The following is an 18,949-nucleotide window of genomic DNA, read 5'->3' as shown; positions in this document are numbered from 1 at the left end:
TTTTTAACCGTTCCGCGACCACCCGGCGGCGACGTTCCGCGCGTGGCGCGTCCATGATATTCAACACCGCGGCCGCAGGCTGATGTCGCACCGCAACATGAGGCAAAACGCCGACACCGGCGCACCGTTATGTGGCACGACACCATCGCCTCACTATAGCCGTGCCGCACCGGGAGCACCGGCTCAGAGGCGATCCTGCAGCCGGTACCAGGCCATGCCCAGCACCAGCGCCGGGGTGCGCAGCAGCTCGCCGCCGGGGAAGCGGCGGTGGCGCAGTCGCTCGAACAGTGCCAGCCGGCTGTCGTCGCCGCTGATCGCCTCGGCCAGCACCTTGCCGGCCAGCCCGGTGATGGCCACGCCGTGGCCGGAGAAACCCTGCGCGTAGTAAACGTTGGCCGCAAGGCGGCCGAAGTCCGGCGCCCGGTTCATGGTGATGTCGCAAAAGCCGCCCCAGGCGTAGTCGATCCGCGCGTCGGCCAGCTGCGGGAACACGCGCAGCATGTCGGCGCGCATGCTGCCGGCCAGATCGCGCGGCTCGCGCCCGGAGTAGCTGACCTTGCCGCCGAACAGCAGGCGATGGTCGGCGGACAGGCGGTAGTAGTCGAGCACGAAATTGGTGTCGCACACCGCCATATTGTTGGCGATCAGGCCGCGCGCGCGCGCCTCGCCCAGCGGCTCGGTGGCGATGACATAGGTGCCGACCGGCATGATGCGGCGATTGAGTGCCGGCACCAGCTGGCCGACGAAGGCATTGCAGGCCAGCACCAGCTGCCGGCAGTGCACCTCGCCCTGCGCGGTCCGCACCAGCGGCCGTTCGCCACCCTCGATACTGGTGACCGGCGAGTTCTCATGCAGCACCGCGCCGGCCGCGCGCGCGGCGGCGGCCAGCCCCAGCAGATAGTTCAGCGGATGGATATGCCCGGCCAGCGGATCGAACAGCCCGCCCTGATAACGATCCGAGGCGAGGTTGGCGGCCAACGTTTCCTTGTCCCACAGCGTGTAGTGGCGGTAGCCGTAGAAGCTTTCCGCCTCGTGCTGCCACGCCAGCAGGTCGTCGAGGTGCGCCGGCTTCACCGCCGCGGTGCAGTAGCCGCGCGTCCAGTTGCAGGCGATGCCGTACCGCCGTACCCGCTGCTCGATGATGTCGATCGCCTCCAGCGACATCTGCCAGAACACCTTGGCCAGCTCGTCACCCAGTTGCTGGCGGATGGTGTCCATTTCGCAGGCGTAACCGGCGATCACCTGGCCGCCGTTTCGGCCGGAGGCGCCAAAGCCGATCTGCGAGCCTTCCAGCAGCACCACGTGCAGGCCGCGCTCGGCCAGATTCAGCGCGGTGGACACCCCGGTCAGGCCGCCGCCGATCACGCACACGTCGCAGTCCACCCGCCCTTGCAGCGCGGCACCCGGCGCCCGTGGCACGGCGGTGGCGGCGTAATAGGATGGGGCATGCGGCTGGTGGGCGTAATTGAGCATAGAGTCCTCGTTGGTGGTCAGGAAAACGGCAGGGTAAACGGCAAGATCAGTCCCTTTTTGACAAGCGGCAGGATAGGTCGGGCAAAAAAAACGGCGGAGCCTCGCAACGCCGCCGTCCGGGGGCGCCGGGCGGCACCCGTCATTGTCAGCTAGCGTTGCTTTCGCGCATCGCCGCCGCCAGTGCCCGTTCGCGCTTGCGCTGCGAATTCAGCATCAGGTAGTTGGCGACAATCACCAGTACACCGACCGCCAGCACGGTAATCGAGGCCAGCGCGTTGATTTCCGGATTCAGGCCGAGGCGCACCTTGGAGAAGATCACCTGCGGCAGGGTGGTGGAACCGGGACCGGACAGGAAAGCGGTCATCACCAGATCATCCAGCGACAGTGTCACCGACAGCAGGAAGCCGGAGGCAATCGCCTGCGTCACCAGCGGCAGCGTGATCACGAAGAAGATCTTCAGCGGACGCGCGCCCAGGTCCATCGCCGCGTCTTCCAGCGACTGGTCGATTTCCAGCAGCCGCGAGCGCACCACCACCGCGACGTAGGCCATGCACAGCGTGGTGTGGCCGACCCAGATGGTGAAGAAGCCACGCTCGGCCGGCACGCCGATCAGCTGCTGCATCGAGATGAACAGCAGCAGCATCGACAGGCCGGTAATCACCTCCGGCATCACCATCGGCGCCGTCATCATGCCGGCGAACAGCGAGCTGCCCGGAAAGCGCTTGAAGCGCGCCAGCACGAAGCCGGCAATGGTGCCCAGAATCACCGCCGCGGTGGCGCTGGCCAGCGCGATCTGCAGCGACAGCTTCACCGCAGACATGATCTGCTCGTTCTGGAACAGCGATACATACCACTTGGTGGAGAAGCCGCCCCATACCGTCACCAGCTTGGAGTCGTTGAACGAGTACACCACCAGGCTGACGATGGGGATGTACAGGAACAGCAGCCCCAGCAGCAGCATGCCCTTGAGGAAGGGGGACAGTTGTTGATTATTCATTGCCTTTTCCTTCCAGCTGGCGGGTTTCGAAACGGTGCAGGAACGCAATCGGCACGATCAGCAGCAGCACCATCACCGTCGCCACCGCGGCGGCCATCGGCCAGTTGTTGTTGTCGAAGAACTCGTTCCACAGCACCTTGCCGATCATCAGCGTATCCGGGCCACCGACCAGCTCCGGAATCACGAATTCGCCGACCGCCGGGATGAATACCATCATCGAGCCGGCGATGATGCCGTTCCTGGATAGCGGCAACGTGATGGTGAAGAAGGCCTTGATCGGGCCGGCACCGAGATCGCTGGCCGCTTCCAGCAGGCGACCGTCCATCTTCACCAGGTGCGAGAACAGCGGCAGGATCATGAACGGCAGATAGGCATACACCATCACCAGATACAGCGAGAAGTTGTTGTGGAACAGCGGCAGCGGCTCGTCGACGAGGCCGATCGCCAGCAGGAAGCTGTTGATGAGGCCGTTTTCGTTGAGCAGGCCCATCCAGGCGTAGACACGCAGCAGGAACGAGGTCCAGAACGGCAGCATTACCAGCATCAGCAGTACATTGCGGCGTGCCGGATCGGTGCGCGCGATGGCATAGGCGATCGGATAGCCCAGCAGCAGGCACATCAGCGTGGTGAACAGTGCGGCTTGCAGCGAGGACAAATAGGTTTTGGCGTAGAAGTCGTCGCTGAGGATGAAGTCGAAGTTGCCGAGGTTGAGCGTGATATGCAGCAGCCCGCCCTCCTCCAGGTTCATCAGGCTGGTGAATGGCGGAATGGCGAGATCCTGCTCGGCGAAGCTGATCTTTAGCACGATGAAGAACGGCACCAGGAAAAACAGCAGCAGCCAGAAGTACGGAATCGAGATCACCGCACCGCGGCCGGGCTTGAGGCGCTTGAAGAGGCGCTGGATATTCATGTCGCAGCTCCTTAGCGGGTAAGCACGACCGGCATGTCGGCGCGCCAGCTGACGTAGACCTGGTCGCCCCAGGTCGGCGGCTCCAGATTGGCCTCGTGCCAGCGGTTGACCGGCACCATCGCCTTGAGCACCTTGCCGCTGCCGAGCTTAACATGATAGACGGAATAGCTGCCGAAATAGGCAATCTCCGTCACTGCGCCCTTGGCGGCGTTGGGGCCGGCGGCCACCGGATCACGGTCGACGCGCACGTCTTCCGGCCGGATGCTGGCCCACACCTGCATGCCCTTGGGGCCGGTGATGCCGTGGTCGATCCAGATGCGCCCGCCCAGCTCGGCGGCCTCGATCTCGACACGGTCCGGCTCGTCGACCACCACCGGGCCGGTGAACAGGTTGGTGTCGCCGATGAATTCGGCGGTGAAACGGCAGTTGGGGTAGTCGTAGATTTCCGCCGGGGTGCCGACCTGCAGCAGCTGGCCCTCGCTCATGATGCCGATGCGGGTGGCCATGGTCATCGCCTCTTCCTGGTCATGGGTCACCATGATGCAGGTCACGCCGACTTTCTCCAGCGTGTTGACCAGTTCCAGCTGCGTCTGCTGGCGCAGCTTCTTGTCCAGTGCGCCCAGCGGCTCATCCAGCAGCAGCAGCTTCGGGCGCTTGGCCAGGCTGCGCGCCAGCGCGACACGCTGCTGCTGGCCACCGGACAGCTGGTACGGCTTGCGGTTGGCATACTTGCGCATCTGCACCAGGTCCAGCATCTCCGCCACGCGGGCGTCGATCTCGCCCTTGGGCATCTTGTCCTGCTTCAGGCCGAAGGCGATGTTGTCCGCCACGCTCATGTGCGGGAACAGCGCGTAGCTCTGGAACATCATGTTGATCGGGCGCTCGTACGGCGCCAGCCTGGTGATATCCTGGCCATCGAGAATGATCTGGCCGGAAGTAGGCCGCTCCATGCCCGCCAGCATGCGCAGCAGGGTGGATTTGCCGCAGCCGGAGCTGCCGAGCAGGGCAAAGATTTCCTTGCGCCGGATGTCCAGTGTCACACCATCGACGGCTGCGGTGTCCCCGAATTTCTTGACGATATTGGTAATCGACAGATAAGGCTTTTCGCTAGCAGATTGCTTTGCAGCATCAACCATGATTGTTTCCCCTGAAGGACGTGGTCCGTCCCTGTGATATTTTCGTACGTCTTCGTCATCATGGCGCGGTAGATACCGCACCATTCAACATAAACCGACACCCTACTTGCGGCCAACCTTGCAGGCAATATCCGCGGCCGCAGGCATTTGCCGGCAACAGCACTTAAAAACGGGATTGTTGTATGCACCGCTGCATTGCTTGCGACATGACCGGCCCCGACCGCTACCCGGCTCGCACGGAGCACCCGGACACCGGCACCGGCTATCTGCCGCGGCGTGCGCACAAACGCCACCACCCGTCGAAAAAAGAGTAGCGCACGTTTAATAAAATTGACAAGAAGAAACGGAAGAACCGCACAAAAAACGGGAAATCAAAAAGCATTAGCGAATCATGCACTTAAACAGCACGTTCATGCTGCCCCGCAGCATAACGTGCTTGACGACCACCTCGCACAACAACAATGTTTAATTACTCAAACAGCCGGCACCGTTGGCCGCACCAGAACAGGGAACTCGCGCGCTTCGACAAACAGGCTGCTACCTTCCTGTTTTTTCGCCATTTTTTTGGCCTGTGTCGCCGCCGCGGCCACTTCATAGTGCGACCGGAAGCGCCCCGGCAATACCGGCAGCACCCCGATGGACACGCTGGTCAGCGGGAAGAACTGCATCTTGCCACTGCGGTCGGCGATGTGATAGCCACCGGCCTGGCGCGCTGCGGCACAAAAGAACGCCTGCACCCGCTGATCGAACAGCTGGATGATGGCCTGCAACTGGCGCCGCCAGTTGCAAGTCTGCAACAACAGTACGAAGTCATCGCCGCCGATATGGCCGGCAAAATCCAGCGTCATGTCCAGCTGCGACAGCAAAGTCCGCCCCAGCTCGCGGATCAGGTCGTCGCCGGCGCCGTAGCCGTAGTGATCATTGAACGGCTTGAAATGATCGAGATCGACATAAGCCACCACGAACGGGCGCTCGCCCTCCAGCAGCCGCTGCACCTCCTCGCCGATCGGCACGTTGCCCGGTAGCCCGGTCAGCGGGTTGGCGTAGCGCGCCGCCGACAGCTGCATCTCGCTGATCAGGCGCATCAGGTCATAGCCGGTGCCCATGCCGAGATAGGCGTCATCCTCTACGATAATGAAACCATCGACCAGGTAGCGCTGCTCAGCCTCCACCACCCGCCCGGACAGCGACTGGATATCCATCTCCGCCGCCACCAGCAGCGGCCTGTCATCGGCCAGCGCCATGCATGGCTTCTTGGCGAACAGCTCACGGTTGAATGGTCTGGCAAAGGTTTCCAGCACATGGTGCCGTGTCAGCAGCCCCACCGGGCGCTGCTCGTGCAGCACCGGAATGGCAAAGCGCTGCAGCGAGGCGGCAAACATCTGGTAAGCCTGCTCACAGCTGTGCGCGGTGCTCAGATACGGCACCTCCTGCAGCAGGTCGCGTGCCACCGGCTGACGCCGGACACCGGCGTGCTGCGGCGCACGCGGCAACGGATAATGGCAGCCATTGCCGGGATCGGCCTGTGGCCGCGCGATCAGGTAGCCCTGCCCCATCGCCACCCCCAGCTCGCGCAGCACGCGCAACTCCTCGGCCTGCTCCACCCCTTCTGCCACCAGCAGGGCGCCGGAGGCGCGCGCCATGTCCACCAGCGAGCGCACGAACTGCGCCTTCAGCGGGTCGGCATGAATGTTCTGCACGAAATACTTGTCCAGCTTGACCACGTCCGGACGCAGCTCCGACCACAACCGCAGATTGGAAAAGCCCTCGCCCAGATCATCCAGCGCCAGCCGCAAACCAGTGCGGCGCAGCTCGTCCACCACCTGGCGCAACACCGGGTAGCCGGCATTGGGACGGGTCTCGGTCAGCTCCAGCACCACTCGCTGCGGCGGCACACCGTTCAGCTGCAACAAGCCGAGCAGCGCCTCGACCGAGACATCGGCGCTGAGCAGGGTATCGGGAATGACATTGATGAACAGGATGCCCGGCAGCTGGCGCAGCGCAAACTGGCGCAGAATCGCGGCGATGCAGACCTGGTCCAGCACCCCGGACAGGCCGGCGCGCGCTGCCTGCTCGAACAGCATCACCGGTGAATGCAGGATGGAGTCGGACGGCCCGCGCACCAGCGCCTCGTAGCCGTACAGCTCGCCGTCAGCCAGCTGCACGATGGGCTGGAACACTACCTGCACCTGTCCGTCATGAATGATCTGCTCCAGCAGCGCCTGATGCACCAGGCCCGACGCGACACTGACGGTGGTGGTTTCCTGCATGGTTTCCATTGCACAAGTCCGTTTCCAAGAACGGCAATGCTAGCACCGCAACATGACAAATCGGCGATAGCGGCGGCAACCGCTATTGCGGGCCGGCGCTTCCTGCACCACACTGACATTAACCGTATCCGACAAGGAAGACGCCATGCCCATGCTGCAGCACGACGGACGCCAGCTGTATTACGAAGTCAGTGGCCACGGCGAACAGCCGCTCTTGCTGTTCAACGGCCTGACCATGAGCACCGCCGCTTGGACGCTGATGGCGCCGTTGCTGGAGCCGCGTTTCAAGCTGATCCGTCTCGACTTCCAGGGCCAGGGCCAGAGCGAACGGCGGGTGCAGGACAGCTACCCGCTGACGCAGCAGGCCGACGACGCCGCCGCGCTGCTCGACCACCTCGGCATCGAACAGTGCTACCTCGCCGGCCTGTCCTACGGCGGCATGGTGGCACTGCACTTTGCCCGCCGCCATCCGGCGCGGCTGTCGCGGCTGCTGCTGGCCTCGACGCTGGCGTGGTCGGATGCGGCCAACGTTTACATCGCGCAGAGCTGGAGCGCGGCGCAACAGGCCGGCGGCCCCGGACTGCGCTTCGACATCAGCCTGCCGTGGCTGTTTTCCAGCCGCTTCTTCGTCAGCAGCGCGCAGATGCTGCCGGACCTGCGCACCATCGCCGCCACGGTGGACTGGCCGGGGGTGGAACGCATTCTGGCCGGCATCCGTGAACACGACGCGCGCAGCTGGCTGGACGAAATCAGGGTACCGACCCACATCATCGTCGGCAGCGAAGACCGCCTCACCCCGCTGTACCAGTCGGAACTGCTGCACCAGGGCATCGCCGGCTCGACACTGACGGTACTGCCCGGCGCCGGCCACGCCATCCACCTCGAGGCGCCGGCCGCCTTCGCGCAGCAGATCAGTCGCTTCGCCGAAGCCTGAGGCGGCGAATGTCCGGTTTGCGCCATATACGGACAAGGCGGTGACAGCCGCGTTGGCGCCGGCGGGCATTTGATTAGAATGGGGCAACACCACAAGCACAGGACACCCCATGACGCCGTTTGCCCCCGCCCGTGATTTTCTGCACGCCACGCTGGACGGCCGCTTTGCCGCCCCCCGCCAGTGGCAGACCGCGACCCTGAGCCTGCAGTGGCTGGCCGAAGGCGTGCTGGTGCTGGCGCCGCTGGACGCCGCCGACACGCTGGACCACGTGCTGCTGTCCACCGGCATCCACGGCAACGAGACCGCCCCGATCGAAGTGGTCAACAGCATCGTCAACGACCTGCTCGCCGGCGCCATGCCGCTGCGCTGCCGGCTGCTGGTCATGCTGGGCAATCCGGTGGCGATGCGCAGCGGCGCGCGCTTTACCGACTACGACATGAACCGGCTGTTCAACGGCGCCCACATCAGCCAGCCGCAGGCGCAGGAGGCACGCCGCGCCGCCGAGCTGGAACGGCTGGCCGCCGACTTCTTCCGCGCCGCGCCGGCCGGCGTGCAGCGCCTGCACTACGACCTGCACACCGCCATCCGCGGCTCGGTGTTCGAGAAGTTCGCCATCTACCCGTACACCGACGGCCGGCCACACAAGCGCGAACAGCTGCTGTGGCTGGAAAGCGCCGACGTCAGCACCCTGCTGCTGCACAGCAAGCCGGCGGCCACCTTCAGCTACTACACCAGCCACCATTTCCACGCCGACGCGCTGACGCTGGAGCTGGGTAAGGCGCGGCCGTTCGGCGACAACGACCTCGCCCGCTTCGCCGGCATCGACCGCGCGCTGCGGCGCCTGGTCTCCGGCAGCACCCCGCCGCTGCCGGCCTACGACGCCAGCCGCTTCGCGGTGTTCCACGCCAAGTACGATCTGGTGAAGCACAGCGAGCAGTTCAGGCTGCACCTGGCCGACAGCGTGGAGAACTTCACCGCCCTTCCGCATGGCATGACAATTGCCGAAGATGGTGACATCCGTTACGTCGCCGACGGCGGCGAAGAACGCATCCTGTTCCCCAACCCCAAGGTCGGCGTCGGCCTGCGTGCCGGCATCGTGATCAGCCCCTGCCAGCTGGATTGAGCGCTTATCCACAGCCAAACAGGGAAAAAGCTGTGGATAAGCTGTTGAAAGCCAAAAAAAACAGCGCGGCGTCAGCAGTTTGCTGACGCCGCGCATTTTTCGGGCATCGTCTGCCGCTTACACCAGCTTGCCCGGGTTCATAATGCCATCCGGATCAAAAAGCGATTTCATCGCTTTCATCAGCCGGATTTCGGCATGACTGCGGCTGACGTCAAGATAGTCGTGCTTGAGCAGGCCGACGCCGTGCTCGGCCGACATGCTGCCCTTGAAGTCGCGCACCAGCTCGAACACGTACTTGTTGACCTGTTCGCAGGCGCGGCGGAAGTCGTCGATGGCCAGCGCCTCCGGCTTCAGCACATTGATGTGCAGGTTGCCGTCGCCGATGTGGCCGAACCACACCACCTCGAACTGCGGGTACTCGCGCGCCAGGATCTCGTCCAGCTGCGCGACGAAGGCCGGCACCTTGCTGACCACCACCGCGATGTCGTTCTTGTACGGCTTGTACGGGGTGATGGACTCGCTGATGTCCTCGCGCAGGCGCCACAGCTCCGCCGCCTGCTGCTGCGACTGCGACAGCACGCCGTCGACCAGCCAGCCCTGCTCGGCGCAATGCTCGAACAGCGCCAGCGCCTGCGTCTCGGTGTCCGGCGCGATCTTCTCGAACTCCAGCAGCACGTAGTAGTCGGCCGCCTCGTCGAACGGCCGCTGCACCGCACCGCGCGCCAGCACGTGGCGCAGCGCCTGCTCGGAGAAGAACTCGAACGCGGTCAGGTCCAGCTTGTCGCGGTAGGCGTTGAAAATATTCATGATGTCGGCAAGATTCGGCACCGCCAGCACCATCACCGCCAGCTCCGCCGGCGGCCGCGCCAGCCGCAGCGTGGCCTCGACGATGAAGCCCAGCGTGCCCTCCGAGCCGATGAACAGGTGGCGGAAGTCGTAGCCGGTATTGTTCTTCGCCAGGCCGTGGTTCAGCTCCAGCACCTCGCCCTCGCCGGTGACCACCTTCAGCCCGACCACCCATTCGCGGGTCATGCCGTAGCGCACGACCTTGATGCCGCCGGCGTTGGTGGCGATATTGCCGCCGATCTGGCTGCTGCCGCTGGAGGCAAAATCCACCGGGTAGTACAGGCCGTTGGCCCGCGCGAATTCCTGCAGCGTCCTGGTGATCACCCCCGCCTGGCAACGCACGGTGCGGCCAACCTTGTCCAGCTCCAGGATCGCGTTCATGCGATCGAACGACACCACCAGCTCACCGTTGCGCGCCACCGCGCCGCCGGACAGGCCGGTGCGGCCGCCGGACGGCACCAGCGCAAACTGCTCGCGCTGCGCCCAGCGCACCAGCGCCACCACCTCCTCCACCGTTTTCGGAAACAGCACCGCAGCGGCATCGGGTGTGAAATAGCGCGTCCAGTCCAGGCCGTAGCGCGTCAGGGTATCGGTATCGGTGGCCACGCGGTCGGCGGCCAGCAGGCGGCCCAGTTCGGCCAGCTGTTGCGGTGCAAGCATGTGCGCTCTCTCTAGTCAAAAAACGGCAATCGGGGTCATAATACCCGAGAAATTTAGTCAACAAAGGGCCATTCGCATCATGCAAACCGTATCGCTCGCCAAGGACAAGATCAAGGTATTGCTGCTGGAAGGCGTGCACCAGAGTGCACTCGACACCTTCCGTGACAATGGTTACCACAACATCGAGTATCACAAGAAGGCACTGCCGGACAGCGAACTGAAGGAGCGCATCGCCGATGCCCACATCGTCGGCATCCGCTCGCGCAGCCAGCTCAGCGACGAGGTGCTGGAGGCGGCGAAAAAGCTGATCACCGTCGGCTGCTTCTGCATCGGCACCAACCAGGTCAACCTCGCCGCCGCCAGCCGCCGCGGCATCCCGGTGTTCAACGCGCCGTTCTCCAACACCCGCTCGGTGGCCGAGCTGGTGATCGCCGAGAGCATCATGCTGCTGCGCGGAATCCCGGAGAAAAACGCCCTCGCCCATCGCGGCGGCTGGCTGAAATCGGCGGAAGGCAGCTTCGAGGTGCGCGGCAAGACGCTGGGCATCGTCGGCTACGGCCACATCGGCACCCAGGTCGGGGTGCTGGCGGAAAGCCTGGGCCTGAAGGTGGTGTTCTACGACATCGAGAACAAGCTGCCGCTGGGCAACGCGCGCCAGATCGGCAAGCTGCACGAGCTGCTGGCCGAATCCGACGTGGTCACCCTGCACGTGCCGGAAACGGCACAGACCAAGGACATGTTCGGCGCCGCCGAGTTGGCGGCGATGAAGGCCGGCAGCCATCTGATCAACGCCTCGCGCGGCACGGTGGTGGTGATCGAGGCGCTGGCCGCCGCACTGGCTGGCAAGCACCTGGCCGGCGCCGCCATCGACGTGTTCCCGGTGGAGCCGGAGGGCAACGGCGAGGAGTTCCTGTCGCCGCTGCGCGAATTCGACAACGTGATCCTGACGCCGCACATCGGCGGCAGCACGCTGGAGGCGCAGGCCAATATCGGCGGCGAAGTGGCCGCCAAGCTGGTGAAGTACAGCGACAACGGCTCGACGCTGACCGCGGTCAACTTCCCCGAGGCCTCACTGCCGGCGCACCCCGGCAAGTGCCGCCTGCTGCACATCCACAAGAACCAGCCCGGGGTGCTGGCGCGCATCAATGACGCTTTCTCCAAGCTCGGCATCAACATCGCCGCGCAGTACCTGCAGACCAGCGACGAGATCGGCTACGTGGTGATCGAAACCGACAGCGCCGCCAGCCAGCCGGCACTGGAGGCGCTGCAGCAGATCCCCGGCACCTTGCGCTGCCGCGTGCTGTACTAGGCTCAGCGCTTGCGGCCAACGTTGGCCGTAAACGCAAAAACGCCACGGCAAGCCGTGGCGTTTTGTCTGGCAGCCGCGACGATCAGGCGCTGAGCGGCTGTGCTTCCTTCATCAGCATCGCCACCAGTGTCGCCACGCGCAGCTTCAGCTCGCGGCGATCAACGATCATGTCCAGCGCGCCTTTTTCGATCAGGAACTCCGAGCGCTGGAAGCCTTCCGGCAGCGTCTCGCGCACCGTCTGCTCGATCACGCGCGGGCCGGCAAAGCCGATCAGCGCACCTGGCTCGCCGATCACCACGTCGCCGAGGAAGGCGAACGAGGCGGACACGCCGCCCATGGTCGGGTCGGTGAGGATGGAGATGAACGGCAGCTGGTAGTCGGACAACAGCTGCAGCGCAGCCGAGGTCTTCGCCATCTGCATCAGCGAGTTGAGGCCTTCCTGCATGCGCGCACCACCGGAGGCGGCGACGCAGATGAAGGGCGCACGCGCCTCGACGGCCGCCTGCACGCCGCGCACGAAACGCTCGCCGACCACCGACCCCATCGAGCCGCCGATGAAGCGGAACTCGAAGGCGGCGACCACCGCCGGCATGTTATGGATACTGCCCTGCATCACCACCAGCGCGTCGTCCTCGCCGGTGCTTTCTGCCGCGGCGACCAGACGGTCGGGGTACTTCTTGCTGTCCTTGAACTTCAGGATGTCGATCGGCTTGACCTCGGCGCCGATCTCGCGACGGCCTTCCGCATCCAGCAGCATGTCCAGCCGCTCGCGGGCATTCAGCGAGTGGTGATGGTCACACTTGGGACATACCTGCAAATTGGCCTGCAGGTCGGTGTGGTACAGCACCGCCTCACACGCGGGGCACTTGCTCCACAAACCTTCCGGTACCGCCGACGCCTTGCTCGTGCGCGGATCGCGCTTGATCTTAGGCGGCAGGAGTTTATTCAACCAGCTCATTGCTGACTCCTTGAATCAATACGTTGCGGCCAACGGTAACGTTGGCCGCAGGGTGCTGGCACGGGTGACCAGCATTGTTCTAACGGATGGCATCCTTCAGCGATGCCACCAGACGGGTAAGCTGCTCTTTGGCAGTTTCGGGTGTCGCCGCTTCGATTTCCTGCACCAGGCGGCTGCCGACCACCACCGCATCCGCGGCGGTGGAGATGGCGCGCGCCGTTTCGGCATCGCGGATTCCGAAGCCGACACCGATCGGCACATCAAGAAATTCTCTAAGGGCGGCAATTTTACGCGCTACGTCGTCAATGTCCAGATTTCCGGCACCGGTCACACCCTTAAGTGACACATAGTAGACATAGCCGCGCGCAAGAGCGGCAATCTGCTTGACCCGCGCCAGCGGCGTGGTCGGTGCAATCAGGAACACCGGATCCAGTTTGGCGGCGATCAGCGCCGCCGACAGCTCGGCCGCCTCTTCCGGCGGGCAGTCCACGGTCAGCACGCCGTCGACACCGGCGGCGGCGGCTTCCTGCGCAAACACCTCGTAGCCCAGCACGTGCACCGGATTGAGGTAGCCCATCAGCACCACCGGGGTCTGCTGGTTGCTGCGACGGAATTCGCGCACCATGCCCAGCACGTTGCGCAGGCCGACCTTGTGCAGCAGCGCACGTTCGCTGGCGCGCTGGATCACCGGGCCATCGGCCATCGGATCGGAGAACGGGATGCCCAGTTCGATCACGTCGGCACCACCCTCCACCAGACCGTGCATCAGGCTGACGGTCAGGCCGGGATTGGGATCGCCGGCGGTGATGAACGGGATCAGGGCTTTTTCGCCGGCGGCTTGCAGGCGGGTAAAGGTTTCAGCAATACGGCTCATCACGCGTTTCCTTGCAGCCGGCAGGCACAGCGCGCCGGCCGGTATCATCGGGGAGCGGCAAAGGTTGGCCGCAGCGTGCGGCCAACCCTGGCCACATTACAGGGTCAGGCCCATCAGACCGGCGACGGTGTTGATGTCCTTGTCGCCACGGCCGGACAGATTGACCAGAATGATCTGATCCTTGGCCATGGTCGGCGCGATCTTGGCAGCATAGGCCAGCGCGTGACTGGACTCCAGCGCCGGGATGATGCCTTCCAGGTGGCAGCAGTCCTCGAACGCCTTCAGTGCCTCGTCGTCGTTGATGGCCACGTATTCGGCGCGACCGATGTCCTTCAGCAGGCTGTGCTCCGGGCCGACGCCCGGGTAGTCGAGGCCGGCGGACACCGAGTGGGTCTCGATGATCTGGCCGTTCTCGTCCTGCATCAGGTAGCTGCGGAAGCCGTGCAGCACGCCCGGCTTGCCGGCCGACAGCGGTGCCGCGTGGCGGCCGGTGGCCACCCCGTCACCACCGGCCTCGACGCCGACCAGACGCACGCCCTCCACCTCCACATAAGGATGGAAAATGCCGATGGCGTTGGAGCCACCGCCGACGCAGGCCACCACCATGTCCGGCTGGCGGCCGACCATCTCCTGCATCTGCTCCTTGGCCTCGATACCGATGATGCGCTGGAAGTCGCGCACCAGCATCGGGTACGGATGCGGGCCGGCGGCGGTGCCGAGGATGTAGAAGGTGCTGTCGATATTGGTGACCCAGTCGCGCATCGCCTCGTTCAGCGCGTCTTTCAGCGTCTTGGAGCCGGATTCCACCGGCACCACGGTGGCACCGAGCAGCTTCATGCGGAACACGTTCGGTGCCTGGCGCTTCACGTCTTCCGAACCCATGTACACCACGCACTCCATGCCGTAGCGCGCGGCGACGGTGGCCGAGGCCACGCCGTGCTGGCCGGCACCGGTCTCGGCGATCACGCGCTTCTTGCCCATGCGCCGCGCCAGCAGCGCCTGGCCGATGGTGTTGTTCACCTTGTGCGCGCCGGTGTGATTGAGGTCTTCGCGCTTGAAGTAGATCTGCGCGCCGCCGAGCTGTTCCGACCAGCGCTTGGCGTGGTAGATCGGGCTCGGGCGGCCGACAAAGTGTTTCAGTTCGTAGTGATATTCCTGCCAGAACGCCGGATCAGCCTTGGCACGGGCATACTCGGCATTCAGCTCGTCCAGGGCTGCCATCAATGTTTCCGCTACATAGACACCGCCGTACGGGCCGAAGTGACCGCGTGCATCGGGGAAGTCATAACTGCTCATGGAATGCTCCTGATGGTTTGATGATGGTGGCGGCACGCGGTGGCGCGCCGTGTTAATTCTGTGCCGCCCGCACCGCTGCGACGAAATCCGCCACCCGCTGCGGGCTCTTGATGCCCTTGCCGGCCTCGACGCCGCTGGACACGTCGACCGCCGCCGGGCGCACGCGGCGCACCGCGTCGGCGACATTGTGCTCGTCCAAACCGCCGGACAGGATCAGCGGCAACGGCAGTTGCGGCGGGATCAGCGTCCAGTCAAAGGTCTTGCCGGTGCCGCCGTGCGCGCCCTCGACAAAGGCATCGGTCAGCAGGCCGCGCGCGTCATGGTACCGTGCGGCCAACGTCTGCAGATCGGCACCGGGTTGCACCCGCACCGCCTTCAGGTACGGCCGGTGGAAGCTGCGGCAGAACTCGGGCGACTCTTCACCGTGAAACTGCAGCACGTCGATGGCGCACTGCGCCAGCACGTTTTCCACTTCTTCACGGCTGGCGTTGACGAACAGCGCCACCACGGTCACGAACGGCGGCAGCGCGGCGATGATGGCCTGCGCCTGTGCGATGCCGACGTGGCGCGGGCTCTTGTCGTAGAACACGAGGCCGATGGCGTCGATGCCAAGCTTGGCCGCCGCCACCGCATCCTCGACACGGGTGAAGCCACATACTTTGATGCGAACGCTCATCTTATCTCCACAGGGTCAGGCGCGCGGCCTGTGCCTGCGACGGCAGGTCGAACTGCGCCGGGTAGCCGACCCCGGTCAGGTACAGGCCGTCGGGCATGAAGGTCGGCGGCGCCTTGGTGCGATCACCGGCAGCCAGCAGCGCAGTCATGCCGGCAGTATCGAGGCGACCGGTGCCGACATACAGCAGCGCGCCGACAATATTGCGCACCATGTGGTGCAGGAAGGCGTCGGCGGTAAGGTCGAAACGCAGCAGGCCGTCCACTTCGCTGATGTCCAGCTGCTGCAGGTCTTTCAGCGGCGACTTGGCCTGGCACTCGGCCGCGCGGAAGCTGGAAAAATCGTGCCGCCCCAGCAGCACCGCCGCCGCCGAGCGCATCGCGGCCACATCCAGCGGCTGGTGGTACCAGCCGACGCGGCCGGCGGTCAGCCCTGGGCGCACCGGGTGCGTCAGCAGGAAATAACGGTAAGAGCGGGAAAACGCGGAAAAACGCGCATGAAATTCGTCACTGACCTTCCGCGCCCACACCACGGCGATCTCGGGTGGCAGATGGGCATTGACGCCGCGCACCCAGGCGCTGAGCGGGCGAATGGCATCACTGTCGAAGTGCACCACCTGCATCAGCGCGTGCACGCCGGCATCGGTACGGCCGGCGGCGAGGGTGGTCACCGGGTGACCGGCGATGCGCGACAGCGCCTGGTTCAGTTTGTCCTGCACGGTGTTACCACCGGGTTGCGTCTGCCAGCCGGAAAACGCACGGCCGTCATACTCCACGCCCAACGCAACTCTCATTGTCCCACTTTCACGAGTAAGCCGGACAACAGCAACAGCAGCAACAAGGCCAACGTGTCACGCATGGTCCACGGCGAAAAGCCTAACTTTACCTCATCCGCCGGGGCTTGTGTCAGCTGCGCCGCCAGCGCCGCGCGCCACGCCGCCAGGCTCAGCGCCGGCGGATGCTGCAACCAGTGCTCGGCGTAAAACAGCGTCAGCCCCAGCCGCAGCAGCAAGCACTCCAGCGGCAGGCCGAGCCACGCCAGCGGCTGCAACAGCCACGCCAGCGCCTGCAGCATGCCCTGCTGCCCCAGTTGCAGCCAGACGCAGCGCAGGCTGGCCATCAGCAACAGCAACCGCAACTGCTGCTGCAACGCCAGCGCCAACCCCTGCCGTGACGGCGACCACGCGGCGGCAAACAGCGCGTCACCCGGCACCGACCAGGCAGTCACCAGCAGCAGGGTCAGCAGCAGCCAGCGCATGCGCCGCAGCGCCAGGCACAGCTGCCGCCATAACAGGGGCAGGCAGAACAGGAACAACAGGGACAGCGCCGGCCAGGACCAGGCTTGCAGCACCAGCACCAGCAGCAACCACGCCACCAGCGCCAGTACGGGATGGCCGCGCACGATCAGGAGCCGTCCACCGCTTCTTTGGGCGCTTCCAGCAGCCCGGCATCGCGCAGCAGGGTATCGGCCATCTCGCTGTCCCCCATCTCGCGATAGAGCTGCGCCAGCTCGGCAATCGCTGCCTGCTCCGACAGCTCGCCTGCCACCGACACCGGCTGCCGGTCATTGGCGGCGAAGTCGGCGGCGCGTCGTTTCTCGACCGGTTCCGGAACGGGTTCAGGAGCGGAAACCGGCTCTGGCACCGGCTCTGACTCAGGCACCGGCTCAGGCGTTGATTCCGGCATCGACAGCAATACGTCCTCTGCCACCGGCAACGGCACCTCGGGTACCTCGTTCGCGGCCGGCGCAGAGGCCAGCACCACGGCCTCGCCCATCGGCCGCTCGATGGCACGATACAGCGGGTTGTCCGCATCCAGCGTGGCACCCAGCTGCTGCACCCGAGTCCACAGACCGCTCAGCGGGCCGAATACCGCCAGTACGTCCAGCGCCAGCGACTCGAACTCGCCGCGATTGCCCTGCACGGCGATCAGGTCGAGCAACTTGATGCGTAGATCCTCGCGCTCAGGCTCGGCATCCAGCGCATTGCGCAGCAGCGCCTCGGCTGCCTCGCGCCGGTCATACGCCAACAGCACTTCCACCTCGGCCAGTACGTCGATGGTATCGAGCCTGATATCGTCAGCTGGCGCGGGTGGCGGCACGGGCACAGCCGGTGCCGCATCCTGCGGCGTCGCGGCCAACGTCTGGCCTGTTTCTGCTGCGACAACCGCCGGTTTCTGCTTGCGGCGCCGCAGCAGCATCCACGCCAGCAGGCTGGCCACGGAAATACCGCCGACACCGGTCAGCACCCACTCCGTCAAGCGGCCATCAAGAAACGCCGCCTCGCTGTCCGACAACGGCGGCATCGCGGGCGCGGCACTGGCCGTTGGCGCTGGCGCAGCCTCCAGCCGGCTGATTTCCGCTTCCAGCCATTTCATGCGCTGCTGTGCCGCCTTCAGTTTCTGACCGACCTGGGCCGATTGTGACGGTGGCTCCGCCACTTCCGCCGGTGCCACGGTCCTGGTTCGGGGTGCAAGTGCCGGAGCCGGCTTGCCCTGTGGAAGTGCCAGCCAGGCACCGGCAAACAGCAGATCACGGTCGCCACCGGCAAATGCCTGCGGGTTGCGCACCAGCACCTCGGCCATCCATGCCTGTTGCGCTGCCGGGGCATAGCGCTGAGCCAGCCGGGACAGACTGTCCCCCACCTTGACACGGTAGCCATCCACCGGCAGTGCTTGTGCCAGTGGTGGTACATGCTTGCGATAGCGCTGGCCGGCCCTGGGCACGGCGACACTGAAACGGCGCACCACTGCCGCCTCGCCCTGCCGGGCCTGCAATTCAAAGCCGATGCGGCCGGCCGTTACCGGCTGCGGATGATGCAGCTGCAAGAACAGGCGACCGCCACGGCTGCGTGTGCCAAAGCGTACCGCTTGCGCATCAGTCAGCCCGTGCAATGCCGTCAGCTGAAACTGGCCGGCCTGATCGGTTGCCGGCCAGTCGCCCAGCAGCTCGACTTCCATGCGCAACGGCAGCCCGCGTACCGACAACACCCGTCCGGCACCGAAAGCGGGCGATGTCGTGCCGGTGATGAAGGCCGGTTTTTCCGCGGGCAAGGCACTGTGCGGTGAAGGTTTCTTGTCGGGCGTTACCGGCCACTGCCCCGATGCCGGCAGGTGATATTCGCGGATGGCACGGCCGGAAGGCCAGGCCAGCTCAAGGGCAAAGTGCAGATCCTGACCATGGACTGGCACCGGGCCGGATAAGGTAATCAGGTAGCGGCCGGGCGACACCTCGCTGGTACGGATCGCCAGCTGTCGTGCAGCCTCGGTGTAAGGCCCCAGCATCGGATAGCGTTCGAGTGATGCCAGCGACGCCGTCGGCGCACTGAGCCCGGCTTCCGGTTCGACGGTCACTTCGGCATAAAATGCCTCATCGGCAGCTGACAGCACCCGCAGTGCGCCAAGACCCGCCCATGCCGGCAGCGCCATGCAGGCAGCCAGCAGGCCGGCCAGTGCCGGACGCAGGGTGAAATGCGCTTGGCTAGCGTTCATTC

General features: G+C 65.1%; 17 protein-coding genes. 4 read left to right on the top strand and 13 right to left on the bottom strand.

Features of this window, described 5'->3' with window-relative positions:
• Window positions 1-183 precede the first annotated feature (183 nt).
• The 4 genes from IE083_RS08145 to IE083_RS08130 all read right to left on the bottom strand — a co-directional run bounded on the left by IE083_RS08145 (window position 184) and on the right by IE083_RS08130 (window position 4,516).
• The gene (locus tag IE083_RS08145) at window positions 184-1,473 is read right to left on the bottom strand and encodes an NAD(P)/FAD-dependent oxidoreductase (RefSeq protein WP_189353111.1); all 1,290 of its coding nucleotides are present in this window, start codon (window positions 1,471-1,473) and stop codon (window positions 184-186) included.
• A 145-nt stretch (window positions 1,474-1,618) separates the two neighbouring features.
• Window positions 1,619-2,470, bottom strand: a complete 852-nt coding sequence (locus IE083_RS08140) for an ABC transporter permease subunit (protein WP_189353110.1) — start codon at window positions 2,468-2,470, stop codon at window positions 1,619-1,621.
• The gene (locus tag IE083_RS08135; protein ID WP_189353109.1) at window positions 2,463-3,380 is read right to left on the bottom strand and encodes an ABC transporter permease subunit; all 918 of its coding nucleotides are present in this window, start codon (window positions 3,378-3,380) and stop codon (window positions 2,463-2,465) included. Before IE083_RS08135 ends, IE083_RS08140 begins: the two co-directional genes overlap by 8 nt.
• 11 nt (window positions 3,381-3,391) lie before the next feature.
• Window positions 3,392-4,516 (bottom strand): ABC transporter ATP-binding protein, encoded by a 1,125-nt coding sequence (locus tag IE083_RS08130; protein ID WP_189353108.1) that lies wholly within the window; start codon window positions 4,514-4,516, stop codon window positions 3,392-3,394.
• 182 nt (window positions 4,517-4,698) lie between these two features.
• Here IE083_RS08130 and IE083_RS15965 point away from each other — a divergent pair, with 182 nt between their 5' ends.
• On the top strand, window positions 4,699-4,830 hold the full coding sequence (locus IE083_RS15965; RefSeq protein WP_268245125.1) for a hypothetical protein: 132 nt from the start codon (window positions 4,699-4,701) through the stop codon (window positions 4,828-4,830).
• A 159-nt stretch (window positions 4,831-4,989) separates the two neighbouring features.
• Here the strand turns inward: IE083_RS15965 and IE083_RS08125 are convergent, their stop codons facing one another.
• Window positions 4,990-6,795 (bottom strand): GGDEF domain-containing protein, encoded by a 1,806-nt coding sequence (locus tag IE083_RS08125; RefSeq protein WP_229799657.1) that lies wholly within the window; start codon window positions 6,793-6,795, stop codon window positions 4,990-4,992.
• A gap of 136 nt (window positions 6,796-6,931) precedes the next feature.
• Here IE083_RS08125 and IE083_RS08120 point away from each other — a divergent pair, with 136 nt between their 5' ends.
• Both IE083_RS08120 and astE read left to right on the top strand, forming a co-directional pair.
• A complete protein-coding gene (locus IE083_RS08120) occupies window positions 6,932-7,720 on the top strand; it encodes an alpha/beta fold hydrolase (RefSeq protein WP_189353107.1) in 789 nt (262 codons plus the stop codon).
• A gap of 109 nt (window positions 7,721-7,829) precedes the next feature.
• On the top strand, window positions 7,830-8,843 hold the full coding sequence (gene astE / locus IE083_RS08115; RefSeq protein ID WP_189353106.1) for a succinylglutamate desuccinylase: 1,014 nt from the start codon (window positions 7,830-7,832) through the stop codon (window positions 8,841-8,843).
• A 117-nt stretch (window positions 8,844-8,960) separates the two neighbouring features.
• Here astE and IE083_RS08110 read toward each other — a convergent pair whose 3' ends face one another.
• The gene (locus tag IE083_RS08110) at window positions 8,961-10,349 is read right to left on the bottom strand and encodes a D-2-hydroxyglutarate dehydrogenase (RefSeq protein ID WP_189353105.1); all 1,389 of its coding nucleotides are present in this window, start codon (window positions 10,347-10,349) and stop codon (window positions 8,961-8,963) included.
• 79 nt (window positions 10,350-10,428) lie between these two features.
• Between IE083_RS08110 and serA the strand changes: the two genes are divergently transcribed.
• On the top strand, window positions 10,429-11,658 hold the full coding sequence (serA, locus tag IE083_RS08105) for a phosphoglycerate dehydrogenase (RefSeq protein WP_189353104.1): 1,230 nt from the start codon (window positions 10,429-10,431) through the stop codon (window positions 11,656-11,658).
• A gap of 82 nt (window positions 11,659-11,740) precedes the next feature.
• Here serA and accD read toward each other — a convergent pair whose 3' ends face one another.
• From accD to IE083_RS08070, 7 genes are all read right to left on the bottom strand, one after another.
• On the bottom strand, window positions 11,741-12,616 hold the full coding sequence (gene accD / locus IE083_RS08100; RefSeq protein ID WP_189353103.1) for an acetyl-CoA carboxylase, carboxyltransferase subunit beta: 876 nt from the start codon (window positions 12,614-12,616) through the stop codon (window positions 11,741-11,743).
• 79 nt (window positions 12,617-12,695) lie between these two features.
• A complete protein-coding gene (trpA, locus tag IE083_RS08095; RefSeq protein ID WP_189353102.1) occupies window positions 12,696-13,490 on the bottom strand; it encodes a tryptophan synthase subunit alpha in 795 nt (264 codons plus the stop codon).
• Window positions 13,491-13,586: 96 nt separating this feature from the next.
• Window positions 13,587-14,786, bottom strand: coding sequence for a tryptophan synthase subunit beta (gene trpB / locus IE083_RS08090; protein ID WP_120811087.1), 1,200 nt, complete (start codon window positions 14,784-14,786; stop codon window positions 13,587-13,589).
• Window positions 14,787-14,838: 52 nt separating this feature from the next.
• Window positions 14,839-15,462 carry a phosphoribosylanthranilate isomerase gene (locus IE083_RS08085; RefSeq protein ID WP_189353101.1) on the bottom strand — a complete coding sequence of 208 codons (624 nt, stop codon included), beginning with the start codon at window positions 15,460-15,462 and terminating at the stop codon, window positions 14,839-14,841.
• Between the two features lies 1 nt (window position 15,463).
• Complete coding sequence (gene truA / locus IE083_RS08080; protein WP_189353100.1) at window positions 15,464-16,252, bottom strand: tRNA pseudouridine(38-40) synthase TruA; 789 nt, start codon at window positions 16,250-16,252, stop codon at window positions 15,464-15,466.
• A complete protein-coding gene (locus IE083_RS08075; RefSeq protein WP_189353099.1) occupies window positions 16,249-16,860 on the bottom strand; it encodes a hypothetical protein in 612 nt (203 codons plus the stop codon). Before IE083_RS08075 ends, truA begins: the two co-directional genes overlap by 4 nt.
• 2 nt (window positions 16,861-16,862) lie before the next feature.
• On the bottom strand, window positions 16,863-18,947 hold the full coding sequence (locus IE083_RS08070) for a FimV/HubP-related protein (RefSeq protein ID WP_189353098.1): 2,085 nt from the start codon (window positions 18,945-18,947) through the stop codon (window positions 16,863-16,865).
• Window positions 18,948-18,949 lie beyond the last annotated feature (2 nt).

Origin of the sequence: Vogesella fluminis, from assembly GCF_014652335.1 — a bacterium.
GTDB lineage: Bacteria > Pseudomonadota > Gammaproteobacteria > Burkholderiales > Chromobacteriaceae > Vogesella > Vogesella fluminis.
Note: the sequence above shows the minus strand (reverse complement) of the source record. Positions and strands in the feature narration are given on the sequence as shown.